This is a genomic window from Rhizobium sp. LCM 4573 (genome assembly GCF_001854865.1).
Lineage (GTDB): Bacteria > Pseudomonadota > Alphaproteobacteria > Rhizobiales > Rhizobiaceae > Neorhizobium.
On sequence record NZ_MDDW01000003.1, the window covers coordinates 177,715 to 200,156 of the forward strand.

Annotated in this window: 19 protein-coding genes; 5 read left to right on the forward strand and 14 right to left on the reverse strand. The window is 61.0% G+C overall.

Going from position 1 to position 22,442, the window contains the following annotated elements:
* Window positions 1–2 precede the first annotated feature (2 nt).
* The 7 genes from LCM4573_RS07680 to LCM4573_RS07710 form a co-directional block, all read right to left on the reverse strand.
* Complete coding sequence (locus LCM4573_RS07680) at window positions 3–899, reverse strand: carbohydrate ABC transporter permease (protein WP_198539696.1); 897 nt, start codon at window positions 897–899, stop codon at window positions 3–5.
* On the reverse strand, window positions 896–1,783 hold the full coding sequence (locus LCM4573_RS07685; protein ID WP_071005679.1) for a carbohydrate ABC transporter permease: 888 nt from the start codon (window positions 1,781–1,783) through the stop codon (window positions 896–898). Before LCM4573_RS07685 ends, LCM4573_RS07680 begins: the two co-directional genes overlap by 4 nt.
* Before the next feature lie 120 nt (window positions 1,784–1,903).
* A complete protein-coding gene (locus LCM4573_RS07690) occupies window positions 1,904–3,205 on the reverse strand; it encodes an ABC transporter substrate-binding protein (protein ID WP_083347346.1) in 1,302 nt (433 codons plus the stop codon).
* Between the two features lie 97 nt (window positions 3,206–3,302).
* The gene (locus tag LCM4573_RS07695) at window positions 3,303–4,562 is read right to left on the reverse strand and encodes a neutral/alkaline non-lysosomal ceramidase N-terminal domain-containing protein (RefSeq protein WP_071005680.1); all 1,260 of its coding nucleotides are present in this window, start codon (window positions 4,560–4,562) and stop codon (window positions 3,303–3,305) included.
* Entirely contained in the window at window positions 4,559–5,701 is a 1,143-nt protein-coding gene (locus LCM4573_RS07700) for an N-acetylglucosamine-6-phosphate deacetylase (RefSeq protein WP_071005681.1), read from the reverse strand. The genes LCM4573_RS07695 and LCM4573_RS07700 overlap by 4 nt, the downstream gene beginning before the upstream one ends.
* The gene (locus LCM4573_RS07705; RefSeq protein WP_071005682.1) at window positions 5,701–6,480 is read right to left on the reverse strand and encodes a sugar isomerase domain-containing protein; all 780 of its coding nucleotides are present in this window, start codon (window positions 6,478–6,480) and stop codon (window positions 5,701–5,703) included. The genes LCM4573_RS07700 and LCM4573_RS07705 overlap by 1 nt, the downstream gene beginning before the upstream one ends.
* Window positions 6,473–7,261: a 6-phosphogluconolactonase gene (locus LCM4573_RS07710; protein ID WP_116285368.1), complete on the reverse strand. Its 789-nt coding sequence runs from the start codon at window positions 7,259–7,261 to the stop codon at window positions 6,473–6,475. Before LCM4573_RS07710 ends, LCM4573_RS07705 begins: the two co-directional genes overlap by 8 nt.
* Window positions 7,262–7,453: 192 nt before the next feature.
* On the opposite strand from LCM4573_RS07710, the gene LCM4573_RS07715 reads away from it, so the two are divergent.
* Complete coding sequence (locus tag LCM4573_RS07715) at window positions 7,454–8,479, forward strand: LacI family DNA-binding transcriptional regulator (RefSeq protein ID WP_071005684.1); 1,026 nt, start codon at window positions 7,454–7,456, stop codon at window positions 8,477–8,479.
* 40 nt (window positions 8,480–8,519) lie between these two features.
* On the opposite strand, the gene LCM4573_RS07720 is transcribed toward LCM4573_RS07715, so the two are convergent.
* The 7 genes from LCM4573_RS07720 to LCM4573_RS07750 all read right to left on the reverse strand — a co-directional run bounded on the left by LCM4573_RS07720 (window position 8,520) and on the right by LCM4573_RS07750 (window position 17,737).
* On the reverse strand, window positions 8,520–9,398 hold the full coding sequence (locus LCM4573_RS07720; RefSeq protein ID WP_071005685.1) for a hypothetical protein: 879 nt from the start codon (window positions 9,396–9,398) through the stop codon (window positions 8,520–8,522).
* Window positions 9,385–10,572 carry a galactarate dehydratase gene (locus LCM4573_RS07725; protein ID WP_071005686.1) on the reverse strand — a complete coding sequence of 396 codons (1,188 nt, stop codon included), beginning with the start codon at window positions 10,570–10,572 and terminating at the stop codon, window positions 9,385–9,387. Before LCM4573_RS07725 ends, LCM4573_RS07720 begins: the two co-directional genes overlap by 14 nt.
* A 45-nt stretch (window positions 10,573–10,617) precedes the next feature.
* Entirely contained in the window at window positions 10,618–11,814 is a 1,197-nt protein-coding gene (locus LCM4573_RS07730) for a mandelate racemase/muconate lactonizing enzyme family protein (RefSeq protein WP_071005687.1), read from the reverse strand.
* Window positions 11,811–13,550: an ABC transporter ATP-binding protein gene (locus LCM4573_RS07735; protein ID WP_071005688.1), complete on the reverse strand. Its 1,740-nt coding sequence runs from the start codon at window positions 13,548–13,550 to the stop codon at window positions 11,811–11,813. The genes LCM4573_RS07730 and LCM4573_RS07735 overlap by 4 nt, the downstream gene beginning before the upstream one ends.
* A 7-nt stretch (window positions 13,551–13,557) precedes the next feature.
* Entirely contained in the window at window positions 13,558–14,679 is a 1,122-nt protein-coding gene (locus LCM4573_RS07740; RefSeq protein ID WP_071005689.1) for an ABC transporter permease, read from the reverse strand.
* 11 nt (window positions 14,680–14,690) lie between these two features.
* A complete protein-coding gene (locus tag LCM4573_RS07745) occupies window positions 14,691–15,677 on the reverse strand; it encodes an ABC transporter permease (protein WP_071005690.1) in 987 nt (328 codons plus the stop codon).
* Window positions 15,678–15,796: 119 nt separating this feature from the next.
* On the reverse strand, window positions 15,797–17,737 hold the full coding sequence (locus tag LCM4573_RS07750; protein ID WP_071005691.1) for an ABC transporter substrate-binding protein: 1,941 nt from the start codon (window positions 17,735–17,737) through the stop codon (window positions 15,797–15,799).
* 263 nt (window positions 17,738–18,000) lie between these two features.
* On the opposite strand from LCM4573_RS07750, the gene LCM4573_RS07755 reads away from it, so the two are divergent.
* The 4 genes from LCM4573_RS07755 (at window position 18,001) to LCM4573_RS07770 (ending at window position 22,442) form a co-directional block, all read left to right on the forward strand.
* On the forward strand, window positions 18,001–18,714 hold the full coding sequence (locus LCM4573_RS07755; RefSeq protein ID WP_071005692.1) for a FadR/GntR family transcriptional regulator: 714 nt from the start codon (window positions 18,001–18,003) through the stop codon (window positions 18,712–18,714).
* A 23-nt stretch (window positions 18,715–18,737) separates the two neighbouring features.
* The gene (locus tag LCM4573_RS07760; RefSeq protein ID WP_071005924.1) at window positions 18,738–19,676 is read left to right on the forward strand and encodes a dihydrodipicolinate synthase family protein; all 939 of its coding nucleotides are present in this window, start codon (window positions 18,738–18,740) and stop codon (window positions 19,674–19,676) included.
* Window positions 19,677–19,758: 82 nt separating this feature from the next.
* Window positions 19,759–21,345, forward strand: a complete 1,587-nt coding sequence (locus tag LCM4573_RS07765) for an ABC transporter substrate-binding protein (protein ID WP_071005693.1) — start codon at window positions 19,759–19,761, stop codon at window positions 21,343–21,345.
* A 5-nt stretch (window positions 21,346–21,350) separates the two neighbouring features.
* On the forward strand, window positions 21,351–22,442 hold the full coding sequence (locus LCM4573_RS07770) for an ABC transporter permease (RefSeq protein WP_071005694.1): 1,092 nt from the start codon (window positions 21,351–21,353) through the stop codon (window positions 22,440–22,442).

A 22,442-nucleotide genomic window follows, 5' to 3' on the forward strand; every position in this document is an offset into this window, starting at 1 on the left:
AGTCACTCCTTGAGGCCGGTGCTGGCAACACCCTGCACGAAATTGCGACGCAGAATGACGAAGAGCAGGATCGACGGGATGAGCACGGTGGCGGAGGCGGCGCTCAAGCGGCCAAGATCGACCGTGAAGCCTGTCTGGAAGAGCGCCAGCCCTACCTCGATCGTGTAGCTCGTCCGCGTGGTCGCAACGATCATCGGCCAGGCGAAGGCGGTCCAGGCCTGGAAGAAGGCAAGGACCGCCAGTGCGCCCAGTGCTCCACGCAAGAGCGGCAGGACGATATGCAGGAAGATCCAGAACTCGCCCGCGCCGTCGATGCGCGCCGCTTCCAAAAGCTCGTCGGGGATCGAATGGATTACGTTCTGGCGGATCAGGAAGATGCCGAAGCTCATTACCAGGTAACCAAGCAGCAGGCCCCAGACCGAATTCAGGATGCCGAGGCTTTTTGCCTGGAAATAGAGCGGGATCATGTAAACCTCGAAGGGCACGATCGCGGTCGCGAGAAACAGCGCGAAGATGAGGTTCAAGGTTCCGAACCGGAATTTACCGAAGATGTAGCCGGCAATCGCCGAGGTAGCGACGATAGCGACGGTCGAGAGCACCGCAAAGGCGAGGCTGTTGCCAATCCAGCGGATGAGCGGCGTTTCGCCAAGCACCGCCGAGAAATTGGCAATCGTCGGGTCGCGGGGGAGGATGGTCGGCGGCCAGGCGAGCATTTCGGCCGGCGTCTTGAAGGCATTCGCCACCAGGAAAACAAGTGGCAGCAGCATTAATAGAGAAACGACCACAAGAAAGACATCGATCACGAGATTGGTGAGGCGTTTCCTGCGGCGCAGGCGGCGGCCCTCGGCAAGTTCGTCCGAGGTCTGCTCGAGATGGGAAGTCGCGATCTCTGCGGTCATGCCCTGCCCCTTTCCCGCAACATCGAGAACTGAATGAGCGTCAGCACCAGTACGATAACCAGCAGCACCACCGCTTCGGACGCGGCGTAGCCGACGCGATAGTTGCGGAAGCTGTTTTCCAGCATGTCGAGGACCAGCACGCGCACCTGCCTTCCCGGTGCGCCTTGAGCATCCGACGCCAACACAAAGGCCTGGGCGTAGACGTTGAAGCCCGAGACCAGTGTCACGACCGAAACATACAGTGTGATGGGTTTCAGCATCGGGATCGACAGGTGCCAGAAGCTTTGCGGACCGGAGGCACCGTCAAGCTTGGCCGCCTCATAAAGCGAGACCGGCAGATTCTTGAAGCCGACGATATAGATCAGCACAGCATAGCCCAGTGCCTGCCAGGAGCAGAGAATGATAATGCAGATGACGGACAGTACCGGGTCGAACAGCCAATTCTGCATCGGAATGCCGAAAAAATCCAAAAGCGCATTGAGCGGCCCGAGCCGTGCGTCGAAAATCCACTTCCAGGCCATGGCAGCCGRCACCAACGAGACGACATGCGGGATGAAAACCGCAGTCTCGTAGAAGCCGGCCATCCTCGACCGCGTACGATGGAAGATCAAAGCTGCGATGACCAATGCCATGGGAATGGTCAGCAGAAGCACGCCGAAAGCAATGATCGTGGTGTTGACCAGTGCGTCGAGAAACAGATGATCGCCCGTCAGCTCGCGAAAATTGGCGAGCCCAATGAACGGCTTGTTCTTGGACAAAATATCCCATTTGAAAAGGCTGAGCCTCAGCGTATCGGCGATCGGGTAGAGCCGCACATAGGCGAAGATCGCCAGCGTCGGCAGGATTGCGAGGATCGCAAAGATAAATCTTTTGCGCTTCAGCATTACACCATGGCCTATAGACAGGAGGGTTCGGCCATAAAACGGGTCGGACCCTGATCCTCGGGAAAACGCCCGGAACGGATGATGCCCCGGGCGGATGCGATTGGCGAGGGTGATGGCGACTTACTTCGCCAGCAGCCCTTCGCGATCGAGGATGGTGTTCACTTCGTCACTCGCCTTTTTCAGGAAGGCATCGATCTTGGCGTCGTCGGCCGCCATCGAGGCATCCCCGAAGGCGATCACGAGCTGGGCCGCAACACGGGTAAGGATCTCCTCGATCGGGCCGATCGACGGCAATGTGAAGAACTCATAGCCCTGCGGATAATCGACGAAGGCGGCAAAGGCCGGCTGCTTGGCCGTAACGCTTGAATAATCGACGCCCGAGCGATTGGGCAGCCAGCCAACATTCTCCAGTAGCCAGACCAGGTTTTCTGGCGAATTGGCCGCCTGGGCGAACTCCCAGCCGATATCAGCATCGTCGCCGGCGACATAAAGATTGGTCGGCAGCGCAATCGAGCCCTTCGGCAGCGGCGCGGTGGCGTATTTCAGATCGGGCGCCTTCTTGGCGATATCGCCGATTACCCAGGATTCGCGTATGAACATGGCGGTCTGGCCACGCTCGAACGCATCGGCGTCGGCAGGCATTTCCGGCGTGACGGTCTTCAGCGTGTAGATGTTTTCGAGATACTGTTTCAGCGCCTTGCGGCCGGCCTCATTGGCAAAATCGGGCTTCCATTTTCCATCACCGGCCGGCACCAGGATCGCCCCGCCATATTGGTGCATGTTGATCCAGAACTTTTCAGCTATGCCCTGGCCACCACCGGAAAGGCGCAGGCTCCAGCCTGAAACCGTTGCCTTGCCGGAGCCGTCACGCTGAGTCAGTTCCTCGGCATATTTGGAATAATCCTCCATGGTCTTCGGCGGCTCGGTAAGGCCTGCCGCCTTGAACATGTCGGTATTGTAATAGAGAGAACCCTGGCCGCGGAAGAGCGGCACGCCATAGACGGTGCCCTCGTAACTGGCCGTTTCGCTGAAGAATTTGTCGAAGTTCTTCGGGTCCGTGACGAAGGTCGCGACATCATCCGGGGCTTCAGGCAGAAGGCCGTTTTCGAGATAGCGAGTGGCGGTCGAGCCGGAAAGCTCGATGACGGTGACCCCTTCCTGACCACCTGTAAGGCCGAGCGCGACGCGTTTTTCATGCTCGCGCAGCGCAATTGCCTCGACCTTGACTTCGAGGTCCGGATAACTGGTCTTCAGGCTTTGGGCGACATGTTCGTAGAAAGGCGCCATTTCGGGATAGCCGCTCCAGACGGTCAGCGTTTCCGCCGAAGCCGAAGAGAAGCCGGAAAGCATAATCGCGCCGAATGCCGTGCTCAGAAGCAGCGCGCGGGTGGAAACCCTGTTTTTCACGGATACGTTTTTCATGGCCCTGTTCCCTCTTGTTATTGATAAAAAGCTCTCATGCAACCGGTTGCGTGTCAAGCATCGGATCAGTCCCGCACGCCATTCGAGGCCTGCCGCTTCACCCCTCCTTCGTCGCCGTTCCCAGTGCGATGGCGCAGTCGGCAAGGGCTTCGGCCGCGCCAGGCGCGAAGCTCGCGGCGATGCCGTAATAGCGGTGCGCCTCGTCGATTTCGTAGCCGCCATGGGTAAACTCGCCGACGGGCGGGATATAGCCCGGATTGTCGTCGGCAAAGCCGATGACGAAGGCAGGCTTTTGGGAGTCGAACGCGGCGCGTATCGACAAAGCCGTTTCGGCAAAAATCTCACCCGGCAGAGCCACGATGTGCACGCCCCCCCAGTCGAGCACGGTCACCCGCACGGCAAGCGGATCAGGTTCGACGGGAGCGATATCGCGTGCCCACTCGGCCCAACAGTTCAACAGGTTCTTCCGCGCGGGTTCGGCGGTCAGAGCCTCCTCTCGCCAACGTCTCTCGAGGATTTCCGGAGCATCCGTCTCACGACGCTGGAAGCTCAGCATGACGGTCCTGTTTCGTGCACTGACGGTTTCCGGGACGAGAGTCTCCGAGGCGGCGAGGGCTGCTTCGGCAATCTTGCGGCCGATCCGCTCGGCGACCTCATAGGTCCGGTCCTCATTGGCGGAGAGCGTGATGGACGCATGCGCCGAATGGCCGGTATTGGCGTCGCCGACGCAGCCGGTCATGAAAAGGGCTAGCGCGCCGGGATGAGCCTCCTCCAGTGCCTGGCGCACGAAATGCGGATAATCCGCCGTCCATAGCAGGTTGTCGGCCGCGAGCACCACCGGATGGCAGGCATAGGCCGTCACGAGGGCGATCATTGTCCCATCCTCGCCACGAATTCGCAGCAGTGGCAGGGAAGCGTCCACCGGTCCGCCGGGATGGCGCCGGTTGCGCGCTATCCCCGGGTCGCTCCCCTGCCCCACGGCAATCCTTGCCGGCTGGCGGGCCGCGGCAGCCTTGTCGATCGCCGCCACACAGGCATCTTCCAGCCGCTGCAGATAGGCTGGATCGGCGGCGATGCTGAGCCTGCCCGCCATGGAAACCGGTCCGCCATGATTGTGGAGTGCCGCGACTATCACGTTTCCGGCAGGCAGTGTGCAGCGCCCGCGAATGCGGGCGCTCATTGCGGCATCGACACCGATGACGTCGGCGACGACGACGGCCGTATCTCCGACCACCACCGCCCGGGCCGTCAGCCCGTCATGGGCACCTTTTGCAGGAAGGCTGCGGGCCGCAAAGCCGGACATCAAGAGCCCCGGCGGCGGCGTGATATCAACGACAGCGGCCCCTGCTCCGATCATGCGCAGAACGCCTTCTCGCCATGGATCCAAGCTTCACGGACCGTGATCTCGCGGTCGCCTGGCGACCAGTCAAAACGTAAGAGATCGGCACGCGCACCGACTTCCATGCGTCCGCGGCCGCCGACGAAACGGCCGGGATTTTTCGTTGCCAGCATAAGCGCATCGGCCAACTGAATACCGGCCATCTCGGCGGCAATCGCCACATTGGCGGAAAGCGGCAGACCGGCGCCTGCCAGATAACGCGTGCCGGCTATGCTGATGCGCCTCTCCGGCGAAACTTCGACGCGGCCACCGACCGGCTGATCATAAAGGCCGGGCGGCATGCCGGCAAGCGCCACCATGTCGGAAACGAGGATCGCCCGTTCCATACCCTTAGCGCGTAGCATGGCCTTGAACGTATCCGATGGCAGGTGCCAGCCGTCGGCGATGAAACTCGCCGTCAACCGGTCGTCGGCAAGCTGCGCCCAGATGAAATTCGGATGACGCGGCAACATGGCCGCCGCACCGTTGCCGAGATGCGTGGAGAGCACCGCACCGGCTTCCGCCGCCGCATGAATCTGCTCGGGTGTTGCCGCCGTATGGCCAAGCGCTACATGCACGCCACGCCCGGCCAAAGCCCGGATGTAATCGATGCTGCCCTCATGTTCCGGTGCGACAGTCACCATTGAAACGAGATCACCGGAGACCTTCTGCCAACCGTCAAACTCCGCAATCGAGGGTGGCCGGACATGCCGCAACGGATGTGCGCCGCGCGGGCCGTCTCTGTCGGAGATCGACGGACCTTCGATGTGTATGCCCGGCACCATTTCAGCGATCAGCTGGTGCCCGGCACGGGTTTTTGCGATCGCTTCCAGCGCCTGGAGGATTGCTTCCTCTGACGCGGTGATGATGGTCGGCAGCCAGGTGGTCACGCCGACGCTCAAGAGCTCCTCGCAGAGCGAGAGGACAACATTCGGCGTCACCCCGCCGCTGTTCAGATCGAAGCCCCGGAAACCATTGACCTGCAGATCGATCAAACCTGCCGAGAGGTAGTGAGAACCGGCATTCTCGGCCGGGCGGATAGCGGCAATTTTTCCATCGGCGATATCGATTGCAATCCCTTTGCCGGTGCGCGGATCGATGCCGTCGACTGTCCTCATCAGAGTGCCCTCACCCGGCCCTGAAAATCGGCGATGAAGCGACTGTTCGCCTCGTCACCGCCTGGCGCGTTGCCGCTGCGCCAGACCGGCGGCTCGATACCGTGCTCGATGAGCCTGGCGACCGTGCGGATGACAAGGCAGTTCAACGTGAAAGCGTTGGCGAAGGTCGAGATCGCCGCGATATTTTCCCCCATACCCGGCACGGCGACCACTGCATCGCCAACCGGCACTTTGGTGTCGATGGCGATATCGACGATATCGTGCAGATTCTGCTTCGTTGGGTGGCGCGCTGGATGATCGGGCGACGTGTTCGAGGCGTGCTGACGAGAACTGATGCCAATCAGGAATGCACCGCACCGCCGCGCCTCCAGCGCCGCATCGATCAGTGCGGCGTTGATGCCATAGGCATTCACCAGGATGAGCAGGTCGGTTTCGCCAAGCCGCTGGTTGGCGATCACAACCTTGCCGTAACCAGGCGTGCGTTCGATCGCCATGGAGCGCAACGCGCCGTTGGAAAGCAACGTCCCTTCGTCAAGAATGGCGCTGACATGCATCAATCCGCCGGCGCGGAAGAAGACTTCCTGTGCGGCAAGGTTGGAATGACCGCCCGGGCCGTAGATATGCACCAGCCGGTCGGCGGCGATCTGATCGGCGAGCTTCGAGGCAGCCCGTTCAAGCGCGTCCTTTTCCTCCTCCAGAACCCGACGCATGAGAGCCTGGGTGGAGGCAAGATACCCTTCACAGAGCGCATCCGCATCGATGACGGTTTTCTCAGGCATCTGGGTCGGAATCCTTGTCTATATAGAGGGTGCAGGCAGTATGCGTGCGTAGAATGCTCGCCGGACAATCGGTCCTCAGCGGACCGTAAAGAGTTTCGTGAATTGCATCACGTTTGACGGCACCCGGCACCACACAGAACAAGCGGTCGGCTCGAAGCAGTCGCGGCACCGTCAGCGTGATTGCCTCATGAGGCACGGCCGCGAGATCCGGAAAGCACTTGTCATCCACCTGCTGCTGGCGGCAGGTTTCATCAAGTTCGACGATCTTGACATCCAACGGATCGTCGAAATCCGCCACGGGCGGATCGTTGAACGCGATATGACCATTAACCCCGATGCCGAGGCAGACGAAATCGATCGGCGCCTCATTCAGAAGATCGGAATAATGCCGGATTTCCGCAACCGGGTCCGGCTCCGGTGTAATGCGGTGGACAGCAGCAAAGGCCAGTTTGGAAAAGACATGCTCATCCAGCCAATTGCCGAAGCGGGCCGACGAGGATGGAGAGAGACCGATATATTCGTCCATATGGAAGGCTGTGACCCGGGTCCAGTCTATGCCTGGTGCGGAGCAAAGTGCTGCAAGCATGTCAGCCTGACTGGGAGCAGCTGCGAATACCATGCGCACATTGGATTTTGTTGATAGGCGTTCAACAACTGCCGCTGCAATGTCCATCGCCGCCGCCGCGCCCATTTCGGCTCGCGTCGCATAACTCTCGACCGAAAGTCGATCGGAGATGCGCCGGGTTTGCGGCGAAGGACGAAGGGGGGGTGTTAAATTCAATATAACCTCCAGCGGTCACATCCGGGAGCAACCGGTCCATCGCGCCTGCTGCGACGTTCCCTTCCCCGATTAGCAAAAGAGTTCCATGCAACCGGTTGCATGTCAAGTCGAGCAATGGCAGTCTCCCGCTCGAATTGATGAAGCTGCGGAATTCGTGATAAGCGGGTCCAATAGGGCGAGTTTCCAGAAACCATGATCAAGCGAGCCAAGGGCGTTACCATCAGCCAGGTCGCGGAAGCGGCAGGTGTGGCGCGTTCCAGCGTCTCGCGTGCCTTCACAAGGCCGGACATGCTAAGCCCGGAAACGGTTGAGCGGATCATGAAGACCGCCGAAAGCCTGGGTTATGTGCCGAACCATACGGCGCGCGCGCTGAGCACCGGCCGGCACGGCAATATCGGTCTCATCGTACCGGATATCGCCAACCCGTTCTTTCCGCCGATGATCCAGGCAGCCCAGCTCGAGGCCGACCGCTCGGATTTCTGCATATTTCTCGGCAATACCGAGGAGAACCCTAAGCAGGAGGACAAACTGGTCGGCCGTTTCGCAAGCCAGGTGGAAGGTCTCGTGCTTGCCTCCCCGCGGCTTTCCGACGAACGCATCCGCGCCCACGCCAGCCAGTTGCCACTGGTGCTGATCAACCGTGATCTCGACGGCATCCCGCGCGTCCTGATCGACAGCGGCTCGGGAGTACGAGAAGCGGTCGAACATCTCGTCAAACTCGGGCACAGCAAGATCGCCTATGTCAGCGGCCCTTCCACCTCCTGGTCCAACAAACAGCGACGCTCCGCCATGCGGTCCGCTGCCTCCAGCCTTGGGATCGCGATGGAAACCGTGCCGGCGGTGCTGCCGAGCTACAAGTCCGGCCGCAACGCCGTCGGCGCGATTCTTGCCACGGGCGCCACGGCCGCGGTCGCCTTCGACGACCTGACCGCACAGGGGGTGCTTGCGGGCTTGGCGGAAAAGCGGATCTCCGTGCCCTCGGATTTCAGCTTGATCGGCTGCGACGACGTGCTTGGTGCCGTTACCTATCCCGCGCTCACCTCTGTCTCGAACCGCTCGATGGAAGCCGGTCGGGTTGCCGTATCCCTGCTCCTGGATATGCTGCAATCACGGGCCGTCCGCGACGTGCGCTATGTGCTTGAAACGCACTTGGTTATACGCGAAACGACCGCACTTCAGCCGAAAAATTCGTCTGAGAGCTTCACCGCTCGCGTATGAACGGTTCCGTTCAGCAGACGCAATAAAGGGGCGCCTGTGTCTATCGGTGCGATTTAAAAACGGTCACCGCTATCTCAGCTTGAATGACCTCGCCCGGAGACAGGGCGGTAAAGCCGAAAGCTTTCTTCTCGCTGTCGGCATAGCGAAGGGCGCCGGCAAGATGCGAGGTCGGCTCGAGGCAAAGATAGGTCGGCATGCGGTGGGCAACGAAGTAACCCAATGGCGATTGCCACTCCATGCGCACGACGAGACCACAATCGACAAGGACTTCTGCGCTTCGGGCTTTCGAGAAATGCCGCGTGAATTCGCCCGCCGGGAGCATGTCCGCTGAAATATGCGGCCACGTCTCACCTGCCGGAAGGCCAATCGCGTCGGTCACGTGCTCCAAAGACGCGCCGCAAAAGGCCGGGCGTGATAGTTCTGCTGCAAAATAAGGATGCCATCCGAAACCGGCCGGCATCGCGGCTTCCGCCTTGTTCTTAAGCGAAAGCCGGAGAGTGAGACCGCCAGAGCCGAGCGAGAAGCTCTGCTCCGCCCGGAAATCGAAGGGCCAATCGTCATCCGCCGCATAGTCCAGCACCATCGTCAACGACGTCCGGTCGTGTGCCGTCACGCTCCATGGCCGCCGGTGAGCTGGGCCGTGAATAGCATCCGGCGGGCTCATGGGGTGCGGCGTCACCTGAAACGACCGTCCCTCGAATGTGAAGGCTCCACCTTCGAGCCGATTATGGAACGGGAAAAGCGGATAGGCGCCGGCCTTCGGCCAGTAGAGGGGATCGAAAGGCTCCGCCCCCATGGGAACCAGAACTTCGCCGTGATCCCGGTGTGTAAGTCGCAGCATCCGGCCGCCGGCTTTCGGTTGAAAGACGGCGGTCAGCGGACCATTTTCCAGAACGGTCACGTCCTCAGGCAAAGGCATACGATCCGTCCGGCCGCTTTGGCACACGCCGCTGCCAATGCACATAACCGTCCTCATTCATCGCCTTTTCGTCCATTTCCACGCCCCAGCCGGGCCGATCGGGTCTCAGCTCCAGATAGCCGTCCTTCGGTAGATAGGGGTCGGCGACATAGCGTGTGGCGTCGATGCGCTTCTCCACCTCGGTACCGCCATAGACGTAACCCTGGCCGACCGGCAAACGGTATTCGAGGATCTTGAAATTCTGCGTGGCGGCGGAAAAATGGACATTGACGGCCGTTGCCAACGGCCCCATGGGGTTGTGCGGCGCCACGCCGACGAAGAAGGCCTCGGCCAGCGTAGCAATGCGACGCATTTCGCTGATGCCGCCGACAACGCAGATGTCCGGCTGGATCAGGTCCGCACCCTTTACCTGCAGCAGACGCAGGAATTCATAGCGGCTGTAAAGGGACTCGCCGGTTGCCAGTGTGCAATTCAGACCCTGCTTAAGATCGCCCCAAGCCTCGATATTTTCCGGCCGCAGCGGCTCTTCGAAAAAGAGCGGATCGTAGGGCGCAAGCGCATTACCGAGCTGACGAGCGGCAACGGGCTCATATATCTTGGCATGAGCATCGAAGGCGATCTCATAATCGTCCCGCACGGTTTCGCGCAGTGATCGGAAATAATCGGCCGAGGCCTTTACGACATTGCCCCAACGATGGGCATGCATATCGATCCGCCAGGGRCTGAGTTTGAAGGCGGTAAAGCCCCAATCCGCGTTGAGCCGATCGAATTCGTCCCGGGCCGCCGGCGCGTCCGGCGCCGTATAAACGCCCGCATAGACCTTGATGCGGTCGCGAACCTCGCCGCCCAACAGCTTGTAGACGGGAACATTGGCAGCCTTTGCCGCCAAATCCCACAGGCAATGGTCAAGGGCGGAAATGGCTGCAAGCCCAAGCGCGCCCGGAGGAAAGCGGTTTTGCTGGAGCAGCAGATTGACCAGATAGTCGATGCGGGTCGGATCCTGGCCGGCGAGGAATCCATAGAGATAGTCGAGCAGAGGCGGCAAGGCCTTGTCAGGACCGTGATTATAGCATTCGCCCCAGCCGGTCAGCCCGTCATCGGTATCGAGAGCGACGATGACACGCGGACGGTCCTTGTCGCGGGTCATGAAAACCCGCATCCGATCAATCTTCATTTTCAATTATCCTCAAATGGTCAGTCTGTGGTTTTGCCAGGATTTCTAGGGATTGAAGTAGCTGCGCCGTGAAAGACGCATCTGCACATAGAGGCGCTCGCGGTTGGAGCCCGCGGTTTCGGGCGCCGGAATCGGGATATTGCCTTCGCTTGGGAAGCGGGCGACGAATTCCTCGTCTATATCGCAGCCGAGCCCTGGCGCGTCCGGCACGGCGAGCGATCCATCCTGCTGCACAGGATGCGGCACGATGGTCAGCTGCCGGCCTTCCCAATCGTCGTCGAGCCGTTCCAGCATCAGCGCATTGGGGATGGAAGCCATCAGGTGCAGGGCGGCATATTCCGCCACCGGGCCAAGCGACCCGGAATGGGGAGCCATCTGAATGTGATGGGCTTCCGCCATGGCGGCGATCTTCTTCATCTGGGTGAGGCCGCCTGCGCGTCCGGTATCGGGCTGGATGACGTCAACCAGCTCCTCCTCGATGAGCTGACGCTCGCCGAAGATCGTCGAAGCGCGCTCGCCCGCTGCCAGCGGCACATGTGCAGCATCACGGATGCGGCGATAGCCCTCGATGTTTTCAGGGGCAAGCGGCTCCTCCACCCAGAGCAGATCATAAGGTTCGAGCGCCCTGGCCAGCCGTGCGGCATCGGCCGGCGTCAGCCATGGCGGGCCGTGCAGGTCTATGGCGATATCCATGTCGTCGCCCAAACCTTCACGCAGCATGGCGACCTTCTCAACCGGATCGGCAAGACCGCTACATTTGATCGCCTTGATACCGCGCTGCCTGAGTTCTTGGGCCCGTTCGACGGAATTGGCATGCGAATAGATCGGGATGCGATCGCGCAGCTTGCCGCCGAGCAGCATCCACACAGGTACGCCGAGCGCCTTGCCCTTGATATCCCACAGCGCCATGTCGATGCCGGTCATGGCGCCTCCGCCGACCGTGCCAAGCATGCCGTGACCCATCATCGCCACCTGCATCTTCTGCCAGATCTTTTCGGTATGGACCGGATCTTCGCCGATCAGAAGCGGCGCCAGGTCCTTGATGGCGGTTTCGATCACCCGCGGCCAGCCGGAGCACTCGCCGATACCGGTAATGTCTTCGTCGGTCTCGATCTTGAGGAACAGCCAGTTGCGGGTCCCCGCGAACGGCTGTTCGGCCTTGGAAAGCGGCACTCCTTGCCGCGCGCCCACATCCGGAGCCCCCGCCCCCATGAGAAAGGTCCGGATACCGGTGATCTTCATCGTGCTGCTCCTCCATTCGTGATGACTGCCATGCTCGCGGCGGTAGGCTCGACGTAACGGAACCGCCTTGAACGATCACGGTCACGCGGATCCGGCCGTGGGATGGCCGAGATGAGTGCCTGGGTATAGGCATGATCCGGCGCGTTGCAGACCTTGTCCGCCTCGCCAACCTCCACGAGTTTGCCGCGATACATGACGCCGACACGGTCGCACATGTAGCGGATCACGCCGATGTCATGGCTTATGAAGATGTAGGCAAGGCCGAGCTGATCCTGCAGGCGCATCAAAAGATCGAGCACCTGGAAGCGCACCGAAACATCGAGCGCCGAAGTCGCCTCGTCCGCGACGATGACGCGCGGATTGAGGGTGATCGCGCGGGCAATGCCGATGCGCTGGCGCTGTCCGCCTGAGAAGGCATGCGGGTAGCGCTCCCGCGTGGCCGGGTCTAGGCCCACCTGCTCCATCAGATGGCAGACGCGCTCATCGAGTTCCTTGCCTTTTGCGATGCCGTTGACCAGCAACGGCTCGCCGATCACCTGGGAAACCGTCATGCGCGGGTTGAGCGAACCGAACGGGTCCTGGAAGACCATGCGCAGCTCGCGTCGTGCCGCTTTCAACTCCGCGCCATCGATCCTGGCGAGATCGATGGTTTTGCCGTCGGCCCGGCGGTAGCGAATTTCACCGGCGCTCGGATCGTAAAGCCGCATGATTGAGCGGCCCATGGTGGTCTTGCCCGAGCCGCTCTCGCCGACGATGCCGAGAGTCTCGCCGGGAAGCAGCGAAATCGAAACCTCGTCCAGCGCCTTCATGTCGCCGAACTGCATGGAGAGCCCGCGGATGTCGAGGATCGGTTCCGCGCTGGTATCGAGCGGCGGTCTGGCGAGGCGGATTTCCGCCTTCTGCTCCAGCTTCAGCACCGAGCCTATCAGCATGCGCGTATAGGGATCCTGCGGCGAGTGGAATATCTCATCCACCGGTCCGTATTCCTTGGCCACCCCATGATGCATCACCAGGACGTCGTCGGCGATCTGGGCGACCACGCCCATGTCGTGAGTGATGAACAACACGGCCATGCCGTGTGCTTTCTGGAGGCGCGAAATGAGATCGAGGATTTCCGCCTGGGTGGTGACGTCCAGCGCCGTGGTCGGCTCATCGGCAATGAGAAGCTGGGGTTTACAGGCCAGCGCCATGGCGATCATCGCGCGCTGACGCATGCCCCCGGAATATTGGAAGGCATAGCGGTCGATCGCTTTGTCCGGATTGGGAATCTCGACCTGACGCAGCAGGGAGATGGCCTCCTTGCGCGCCTCCGCCTTGCTCATGTTGAGATGCAGGCGAAGCACCTCAGTAATCTGATCGCCGACGGTATGGACCGGCGAAAGCGACGACATCGGCTCCTGAAAGATCATGGCGATGTCGCGTCCGCGAACGGAGCGGATCGCCCTTCCCCGCGGATCGAGTTTGGCCAGATCGAGCGAGGTACCGTCCTGGCGGTTGAGCACGATCGAGCCGGAGGCGATCCGGCCGGGGGCATCGATGATCTGCAGGATGGATCGAGCGGTCACGGATTTGCCCGATCCGCTTTCTCCCACGACGCAAAGCGTCTTGCCGGGCTCGATGGAGAAGGAGAGATCGTCGACCGCCTTGAAGATGCCGGTGCGCAACGGAAATTCCGTAACCAGGTTCTTGACTTCGAGCAGCGGCTTGCGAGGCGTAATGGTGAGAATATCGGTCATCGGCGCCTCACTTGTTGTAGGGATCGGCTGCATCGCGCAGGCCGTCACCGAGGAGATTGAGCGCCATGACGGCGATGACGACGGCCAGCCCCGGCATGAAAAGCCATGGCGCAGTCGCAATCGAGCGGATGTTCTGCGCCTCGCGCAACAGCACGCCCCAGGAGATGGTCGGAGGCTGCAGGCCAAGACCGAGGAAGGAGAGCGACGTTTCCGCAAGGATCATCGCCGGCACCGCGAGAGTGACGGAGGCGATGACGTGGCTCGAAAAGCTCGGCAGCATGTGACGGAAAATGATGCGGCTCTCCGGCACGCCGTCAAGGCGGGCGGCGGCGACGAATTCCTCCGTCCTCAGAGACAGGAAGCGGCCGCGCACGACGCGGGCGAGCTGCGCCCAGCCGGTGAAGGACAGGATGATGGTGATCATCATGTATTGCAGCGTCGCAGGCCAACCTTGCGGAAGGGCTGCTGCAAGTGCAAGCCAGATCGGAATGGTCGGCAGCGACAGCACGAAATCGATCACCCGCTGCATGACGAAATCGATACGGCCGCCGTAATAGCCGGAGATGCCGCCGAGAACGATGCCGAGCAGCAGCGACAGGCAGACGCCAACGAGACCGATGGAAAGCGAGACCTGTGCGCCTTGCACCACGCGGCTGTAAACGTCGCGACCGAGGCGATCGGCCCCAAACAGGAAGAGAGGCCGCGCATTGTCGGCGGATGCGAGCAGATGGATATCGGTTTCAAAGAGGCCGAGCACCGAATAGGTGTAACCGCGTCCGAAGAAGGTGACCGGGACCTTCTTCGACGTGTCCTCCACATAGATCGCGGCAAGTGTGTTCGGGTCGCGCGTCAACCGCATCGGATAGTAGTGCGGGCCGAACTCGATGCCGTTCGAGGTATCGAAGAAATGGATCTTCTGCGGTGGATGGAAAGTCGCACGGGCGTTCTGCGCAGTCGGATCGTTGATTGCGAAGAAGCCAGGCACCAAGGCCACGATATACATGGCAACCGTGACGACGAGCGCGGCCATTGCGAGTTTGTGCCGTTTGAAGGCCCACCAGATGAGCTGCCATTGCGAGGCAACGGCAGCGCGATCGGGACGTATATTGGAAATGGAGACATCGACCATCGGAGAGCCTCCTATTCGAGCCGGATACGCGGATCGACCAGCGCCAGCAGGATGTCGCTGATGAGCGATCCGATGAGAGTGAGTGCGCAGATCAGCAGAACGAAGGCGCCGGCGAGATACATGTCCTGCGCCATCAGTGACTGCAGCAGCAGAGGTGCCGCCGTCGGCAGATTGAGGACGATCGCCACGACCACCGAACCCGAGATCAGGTTCGGTAACAGCCAGGCGATCGTCGAGATGAACGGGTTGAGCGCGATGCGCAGCGGGTATTTCGTCAGTAGCCGGAATTCCGACAGCCCCTTGGCCCGCGCCGTCGTGACATAGGGTTTGGGCAGTTCGTCCAGCATATTGGCACGCATGACGCGGATAAGGCTCGCCGTGGAGGAGACCGCGAGGATCGCCACCGGCAACCATAAATGCGCGAGCAGATCGAGCATCTTCCCGATGCTCCATGAGGCCGTCTCGTATTCTGGGGAAAAGAGCCCGCCTACATCTTGCCCGAATTCGACGGCGGCGACATACATCAGCACCAGCGCCAGCAGGAAGGACGGGATGGAAAGCCCGAAGAAGGTGAAGGCGGTGAAGGCATAGTCGCCGATCGAATATTTCTTCACAGCGGAGTAGACGCCGATCGGCAAGGCAATGGCCCATGTCGCAAGCAGACTTGCCACCGCAAGCACGAGTGTCAGCGCCATGCGCTCCCAGATGAGGCCGGAAACGGGCTGCTGCCATTCGAACGAGATGCCGAAATCGCCGCTCGTGACGATGCCCCAAATCCATTTGAGATATTGCACAAGCATCGGCTGATCGAGCCCGAACCGTTCGCGCAGCTGTGCCGCGGTGTTCTGGTCGACGACCTCGTTGGACGAGGCGAGCGTGGCGATGTAGGTGGTGACGAAGTCGCCGGGCGGAAGCTGGATCAGCACGAAGGCCAGAAAGCTCACGGCAAACAGCGATGGGATCATCCACAGAAGTCGCATGACGATGAATTTCAGCATGGGGCACACCCGCATTCAGGTTTGCACGGCGCATCGAACGAGATCAGGAGATCTGCTCGACGGGCCGCAACGAATTCCAGGGGCGCCGCCACTCTCGCGGCGGCGCCCCATGAACAGGATCAACTGGTGAAGGTGAACTGCTGGGGGAGAGCCGGACCAGGGTTCGGCCAGGACCAACTATCCGGCTGTTTCTCCGGCACGTTGCGGAGATTATTGCGGATGACCCCGAAGCCGCCGACGGCGAGGCAAATCCCCATTACCTCAAAGTCTTCCGCGGCGAGATCGAAGATCTGCTTCATGATCGCCCCGCGCTTGTCGAGATCCGCGGTGGAGCGGGCCTCGTCGAAGAGCTTCATGCGCTTTTTCTGGCTTTCGGGCGGTTCCTCGCCCTCCTTGCCATTTGAAGTATACCAGAGCGTCCAGGGTATGGCGTAGCGCGAGCCTTGCGGATGGAAGGCGAAATAGTCGCGCGGATCGAGCATCGGGTCGAGCCCTCCCGGACCCGGCCAGACCTGCGCATCATGGGCATTGTCATCGCCGCGCGTATAGTAAAGCGCCCGCTCGATCGTATTGACTTTGACGTCGACGCCGATCTGCGCCCAATGCGACTTCACCAGTTCAAGCACGTCGACAAGATCCGGATAAAGCGTCGGGATGACGTCGATCGCGAAGAATATGGGCTGTCCGTCYGAGCGAAGGCGGATGCCGTTGCCGTTCTTCTTGTCCAGCCCGATCTGATCGAGCATGGCGTTCGCCTTGTCCGGATCGTATTCGGTGAACTGGCGGGCCAATTGTTCGTGATACCAGGGATGCCCTGGACGCGGCCCCGTCTGATAACCTTCGCTTTGCGCGAAATAGATGATGTCGATTATCTCCTGACGGTTGATGCCGATCGACAGCGCCTGACGGAAGGCCTTGTCCGCGAATATCTTTCGCAGCTCCGGGTCCTTGTGGGTCATGTTCAGATAAAGCGAGCATTGCTGGGCCGCCGACGGCACCAGCGACAACAGCCGGTAGTCGCCTTTCTCCATGTTCTGGGAAAGAGTCGGCTTGTTCGCAAGGCTGTTGATATGCCGTTCCTGGATGTCGATCTTGCCGGAAATGACGTTGAGCATCAGCGACTCGACATCCTGCGAAATGCCGAAGTTGAGCTCGTCGATATAGGGAAGCTGGTTGCCTTCGGTATCAACCTGCCAGAAATAGGGATTGCGTTCCATGACGACGCGGGTCGCGCCGCCTGAATAGGGTTCCTTGACCACCCAGGGATCGAGCGTCGGCTTCTCGACATTGCTCCAACGCGAGGGAATTTCGATGTCGCCGCACTTGGCGCGAAAAAGTTCCGTCCAGCCGGCCGCACCCGCTGCTTTCACGTCCGCATCGAGATTGGAATTATACTTCGGCAGGAACTTGCTGCAGTAGTGCTTGGCAAACAGGGTCGGGTGCTGGCCGAGTGGAGTAGCCAGATTTTCAAGGTAGAGCGCATTGGCCGCCGCGAAGGTGAACTTGACGGTGTAGTCATCTAGCTTTTCGACCACAACCGGCTTGCCGGCCACCACGATCTGCGCCGGCGGCGCGCTATAAAGCTCGTTGTTCTTGACGACGTCCTCGATGGCGAAGACCACATCGTCGGCAGTGAACGGATGGCCGTCCGACCAGCGCACGCCCTGGATCAGATGGAAGGTGAATTGCGATGCGTCATCGTTCACTTCCCAGCGCTCGGCCAGATTGGGCAGGACCTCCGTGAAATCCATGTTCCAGCGCACCAGGCCCTGGTTGCCCACCATGCGCAGGATGCCGTTATGGTCCGACGATCCTCTCAGCCCGCGTCGCAGCGTTCCACCATAGGTGCCCACTTTTTCGTAGGGCGTCACGATCATCGGTTTTTTCGGCAGGCGTTCGGCAAGCGGAGGCAGCTTTCCCTCCTTGGCAAGCTGCGCCAGGGCAGGCGCTTCGCCGCCGGCCGCGAACGCACGGCCGGCAAGCGACAACGCCGCTACGCCAGCCATGCCGCCAAGCACCGCGCGGCGTGTCACGCCGCGAGACAAGATTTCATCGCGCATTGATATCCTCCCCATATTGGACCGAAAAGGACGGGTGTCCTTCAGATCAATGACGACGGCTCCCAAACCGCCGCGCAACGCCCTCCTCGACGTCACGAGAACGATAGACATGTTCTCAGATAATTACAAGAGTTGACAGATATTGACAGATTTAGTAGCCCTCATGCCCGAAAGTTAAGAACCGGGCGACATCCGCCTCCCGACTGCCAGGCGAGAAATCGGATGCAGAAATTCCGCCGCTACCGGCAGCAGAAGGGTCGATCATGAGACTGGCAACCGGCACCGACATGGGCAGGGCCGCGACGCGCTTCAGCGACATCATCTACGAAAAGATCGTGGGAATGATCGTCGATGGAAGTTTCCCTGTGAACGAGAGACTGCCTGCCGAAGCCAGGCTTGCCGAGACATTCGGGGCTTCCAGGCCCGTGGTCCGCGAGGCGCTCGAGCGCCTGAGGGCTGATGGTCTGGTCGTCTCGCAGAAAGGGTCCGGCTCCTATGTCAGGCAGCGCCCGGATTCCTCCATGCTCACCATGGTGCCGGTCGGGTCGCTCGCCGACGTCCAACGGTTCTTCGAGTTTCGCGCGGGGCTGGAAGCAGAAGCCGCGCTGCTTGCGGCGCGGAACTGGCAGCCCGCCGACAAGGACCGGATAAGCGCTGCCCTGTCGGCCATCGAGCAATGTCTGAGAAGCGGAAAGCTCGGGGCGGAGGAAGATCAGGCGCTGCATGATGCGATCGCAAGGGCGACGGACAACCAGTTCCACATAACGGTAAGGGAGTGGTTCCGTCCGCACTTTGCCATTGGCCATTCGGTAACCCGCAGCCTCAGCCTCAAGCGGACGCCGGATCAGATACGCAGCGTCCAGGACGAGCATGCGGTGATCGTAGAGGCGATATTCGCACGGGAGGAAACCGAGGCCTACCAGGCGATGAAGACGCACATATTGAATGCTCGGGCCCGCATGTTCCAAGGCGTCTGAGTTCGATCGGGAGGGGAATGAACATGAGTATCGCAAATCTTCGTCAGGCACTCACGGGTGTGTCGGGCGTTCCCGTGACAGCCTATGATTCGGAGGGGGAGGTCGATCCGCGGGTCACCTCGGCGGTCTACGCCCGCGTGGCCGCTGCCGGCATCCATAACATCGTCGCCGCCGGAAACACCGGCGAATTCTATGCCCTGACGCCGAGCGAAATCCGCAAGGTCTTCGAGGCTGCCGTATCCGGCGTGAGCGGCAGAGCGCCGGTAACCGCGGCCATAGGTCGATCCCTGCGCGAAGCGATCTCCATGGCCAAGGATGCCGCCTCCATAGGCGCGACGGCGGTCATGGCGCATCAGCCGGTCGATCCGTTTGCCGCACCGGCTGCCCAGATCGACTATTTCCGCAACCTCGCCGACGCCTCGTCATTGCCGCTGGTTGCCTATGTGCGGGCCGATGGCTTCAGCGTTCCAGACATGGTCCGTCTGGCAGGCCATGCCAATATCGCCGGCATCAAGTTCGCGACGCCGGACCTCATGCTTCTCGCACGCGCCATCGCCGCATCGGACCCTGCCGGTGCCCTGTTCGTCTGCGGCCTTGCCGAAAGCTGGGCGCCGAGCTTCACGTCGGCCGGGGCGCGGGGGTTCACATCCGGCCTCGTCAACGTTGCTCCTCATCTGTCGCTTGCCGTCCATCGCGCACTGGCGAGCGGCGACTACGAAGCGGCGCGCGCGATCGTCACCCAGATCGAGCCCTTCGAACGGATGCGGACGAAATTCCGCAACGGGGCGAACGTCACCGTCGTCAAAGAAGCGGTCATACAGTCAGGTCTGGATGTAGGCCCCGTTCGCGTTCCCGGCCTGCCACGGCTCGATGCGGAGGATCGCAAGGAGCTGTTTGCCCTGCTCAAGGGATGGGAGGAGACCGGAAACGCACAACAGGCAGCCGCAGGAGCGAGCGGCTGAGAACCATTCAGGTTCGCATATTCACATGAATGAGCACGAATGCGCGGCGATTGCCGTGCGATAAGATTGGGAGGTCTTAACGATGCTGAAGAAACTATTCGCAACATTTGCGGTCACCGCCGCCATGTTCACCGCCCAGCCATCCTGGGCGGCTTCCCCGCCCAATATGCTGGTGATCGGCACCAATCTGACCGGCATCCGCACGCTCGATCCGGCGCAGAACAATGCCCGGACCGTTTCCGAGCTGATTTCCAACCTCTATGACAATCTCGTTCAGCTATCGCCGGACGATCTGCAGACGCTGAAGCCAATGCTTGCCACCGAATGGAAGGTTTCGGAGGACGGCAAGCTCATCACCCTCACTCTGCGCGATGATGCGGTCTTCCAGAGCGGAAACAAGGTCACCGCGGAAGATGCCGCCTGGTCCATCCAGCGCGTCATCAAGATGGGCCAGGTCGGCTCGACCGACATCGCGCTGTGGGGCTTTACACCCGAAAACGTCGAGCAGCTGGTCCGGGCAAAGGACGAGCATACGCTGGAAATCGAGCTGCCCCAGCCGGTCAGCACCGACTTGGTTCTCTATTCGCTCGCCGGCTCTTCGATCGGTATCGTCGACAAGAAGACGGTGCTGTCCCACGAGGCCAACGGCGATTTCGGCGGCGCCTGGCTCTCGGCCAATTCCGCCGGCAGCGGCCCGTTCACACTCGCTCAGTGGCGCCCGAACGACGTTGCCATCTTCAACGCCCAGCCGGACTACTGGGGCGGCAAGCCGGCCATGGCGCGCGTGGTTGCCCGCCATATACCGGAATCGGGCAATCTTCGCCTGCAACTCGAAGCCGGCGACGTCGACGTCGGACATTATCTGGCGAGCGGCGATCTCGATGCGCTTTCCAAGAGCGAGGATATCATCATCGACAGCGTTCCGGGCCTCGGTTTCTATTATGTCGCCCTCAACCAGAAGGATCCCGACCTTCAAAAGCCCAAGGTCCGCGAAGCCTTCCAGCACGCTTTCGACTGGAAGGCCATTGCCGACAATATCATGCGCTATACCGGCTTTCCCTGGCAGTCGATGATCCCGCGCGGCATGATCGGCGCTCCGAGCGAGGTCACCGACCGGTACAATTACGATCCGGCCAAAGCCAAGCAGCTCTTGGCGGAAGCGGGCTATCCGAACGGGCTGAAAAAGGTGCTCAATCCGTCCGGCGCGCCGACGCTGCCCTTCGCCGAGGCCCTGCAGGCCAGCGCGCGAGCCGCGGGCATAGAGCTCGATCTCGTGCCCGGCGAGTTCACGCCGGCCTTCCGCGAACGGAAATACGAAGTCCTGCTCGGCAATTCCGGCGCCCGTCTTCCCGATCCTTTCGCGGTCGCGACGCAATATGCCTATAACCCCGACAACAGCGACGAGGCCCGCCTCGGCAGCTATTATCTGTGGCGCACGGCAATGAAGGTCGATGAACTCAACGGACTGGTCGATCAGTCGATGAAGGAACGCGACACGGCCAAGCGCACGGAGATCTTCAAGAAGATCGACGCCATCTATGGCGGCATGAATTCACCGCTGATGATCTTCTTCCAGCGCACCGACCCCTATGTCATGCGCGCCAATGTCAAGGGTTACCAGGGCCATACGACATGGTCGACGCGTTGGCATGATGTGACGAAGGAGTAAGCGACGTGGCAAGCGCCGATCTCCAATCGGAACGTGATCCGAACCGGAACATCGACGCCTTCGCAGCGGCGTCGCCACACCCGGTCCTGATAATGTTGCTACGTCTGGCGGGGCGCGTGGTGGCGATCGTCACCACGCTGCTCGGGCTCCTCTTCCTGACCTTTTCAATGGGGCGGCTGCTGCCGGCCGATCCTGTCCTCGCCATCACGGGAGCCGAGGTTAGCAAGGAGGTCTATGACCGCGTCTACAGGGAGCTGGGCCTCGACCAGCCGATCTGGATGCAGTTCCTGACCTATGTGCGCAATGTCGCAACCGGCGATCTCGGCAGATCGACGACCACCGGCCAGCCGATCCTCAGCGATCTCCTGACCATTTTTCCGGCAACCATCGAGCTTGCCCTGGTCGCCATGGTCGTCGGCATCGTAGTGGGCATTCCGCTCGGCATCATCGCCGCGGTCCGTCGTGGCTCGATCATCGACCATGTCGTCCGCATACTGGCCTTGGCCGGCCATTCCGTCCCGATCTTCTGGACCGGGCTGATGGCTCTTTTCATCTTCTACGCGAAACTTCGTCTGGTCGGGGCCTCGGGGCGGATCGACGTGTTCTACGAAGGCCTCGTCACCCCGGTCACCGGCTTCTTGCTGATCGACTCGGCCCTTGAAGGCCAGTGGGAGGTCTTCCGGAATGCGCTCAGCCATATCATCCTGCCGGGATCGATCCTCGGCTATTATTCCGTCGCCTATATCAGCCGCATGTCGCGATCCTTCATGCTGGAGCAGCTAGGACAGGAATACATTCTCACCGCGAAGGCGAAGGGACTTGGGCGACGTCAGGTCGTGTGGCGACATGCCTTCAGGAATATCCGCGTCCAGCTGCTCACGATCATGGCCCTGACCTTCGGCGGCCTGCTGGAAGGAGCCGTCCTGATTGAGACCGTCTTCGGATGGCCGGGGCTCGGGCAGTACCTCACGCGTGGTCTTCAGATGAACGACATGAACGTGGTGATGGGCGCAGTGCTGACCATCGGCGCCGTCTTTTTGACCATCAACATGATTTCGGATGTGCTCTATCGCATCCTCGACCCGAGGACACGGTGA

Bases quoted from the DNA above. Each gene is read 5' to 3' on its own strand.
- LCM4573_RS07730 (WP_071005687.1), bottom strand. From the start codon at position 11,814: ATGAAGATCACCGGTATCCGGACCTTTCTCATGGGGGCGGGGGCTCCG.
- LCM4573_RS07755 (WP_071005692.1), top strand. From the start codon at position 18,001: ATGAGACTGGCAACCGGCACCGACATGGGCAGGGCCGCGACGCGCTTC.
- LCM4573_RS07695 (WP_071005680.1), bottom strand. From the start codon at position 4,562: ATGATCGGAGCAGGGGCCGCTGTCGTTGATATCACGCCGCCGCCGGGG.
- LCM4573_RS07705 (WP_071005682.1), bottom strand. From the start codon at position 6,480: ATGCCTGAGAAAACCGTCATCGATGCGGATGCGCTCTGTGAAGGGTAT.
- LCM4573_RS07760 (WP_071005924.1), top strand. From the start codon at position 18,738: ATGAGTATCGCAAATCTTCGTCAGGCACTCACGGGTGTGTCGGGCGTT.
- LCM4573_RS07720 (WP_071005685.1), bottom strand. From the start codon at position 9,398: ATGCCTTTGCCTGAGGACGTGACCGTTCTGGAAAATGGTCCGCTGACC.
- LCM4573_RS07765 (WP_071005693.1), top strand. From the start codon at position 19,759: ATGCTGAAGAAACTATTCGCAACATTTGCGGTCACCGCCGCCATGTTC.
- LCM4573_RS07715 (WP_071005684.1), top strand. From the start codon at position 7,454: ATGATCAAGCGAGCCAAGGGCGTTACCATCAGCCAGGTCGCGGAAGCG.
- LCM4573_RS07680 (WP_198539696.1), bottom strand. From the start codon at position 899: ATGACCGCAGAGATCGCGACTTCCCATCTCGAGCAGACCTCGGACGAA.
- LCM4573_RS07735 (WP_071005688.1), bottom strand. From the start codon at position 13,550: ATGACCGATATTCTCACCATTACGCCTCGCAAGCCGCTGCTCGAAGTC.
- LCM4573_RS07690 (WP_083347346.1), bottom strand. From the start codon at position 3,205: ATGAAAAACGTATCCGTGAAAAACAGGGTTTCCACCCGCGCGCTGCTT.
- LCM4573_RS07700 (WP_071005681.1), bottom strand. From the start codon at position 5,701: ATGAGGACAGTCGACGGCATCGATCCGCGCACCGGCAAAGGGATTGCA.
- LCM4573_RS07745 (WP_071005690.1), bottom strand. From the start codon at position 15,677: ATGCTGAAATTCATCGTCATGCGACTTCTGTGGATGATCCCATCGCTG.
- LCM4573_RS07740 (WP_071005689.1), bottom strand. From the start codon at position 14,679: ATGGTCGATGTCTCCATTTCCAATATACGTCCCGATCGCGCTGCCGTT.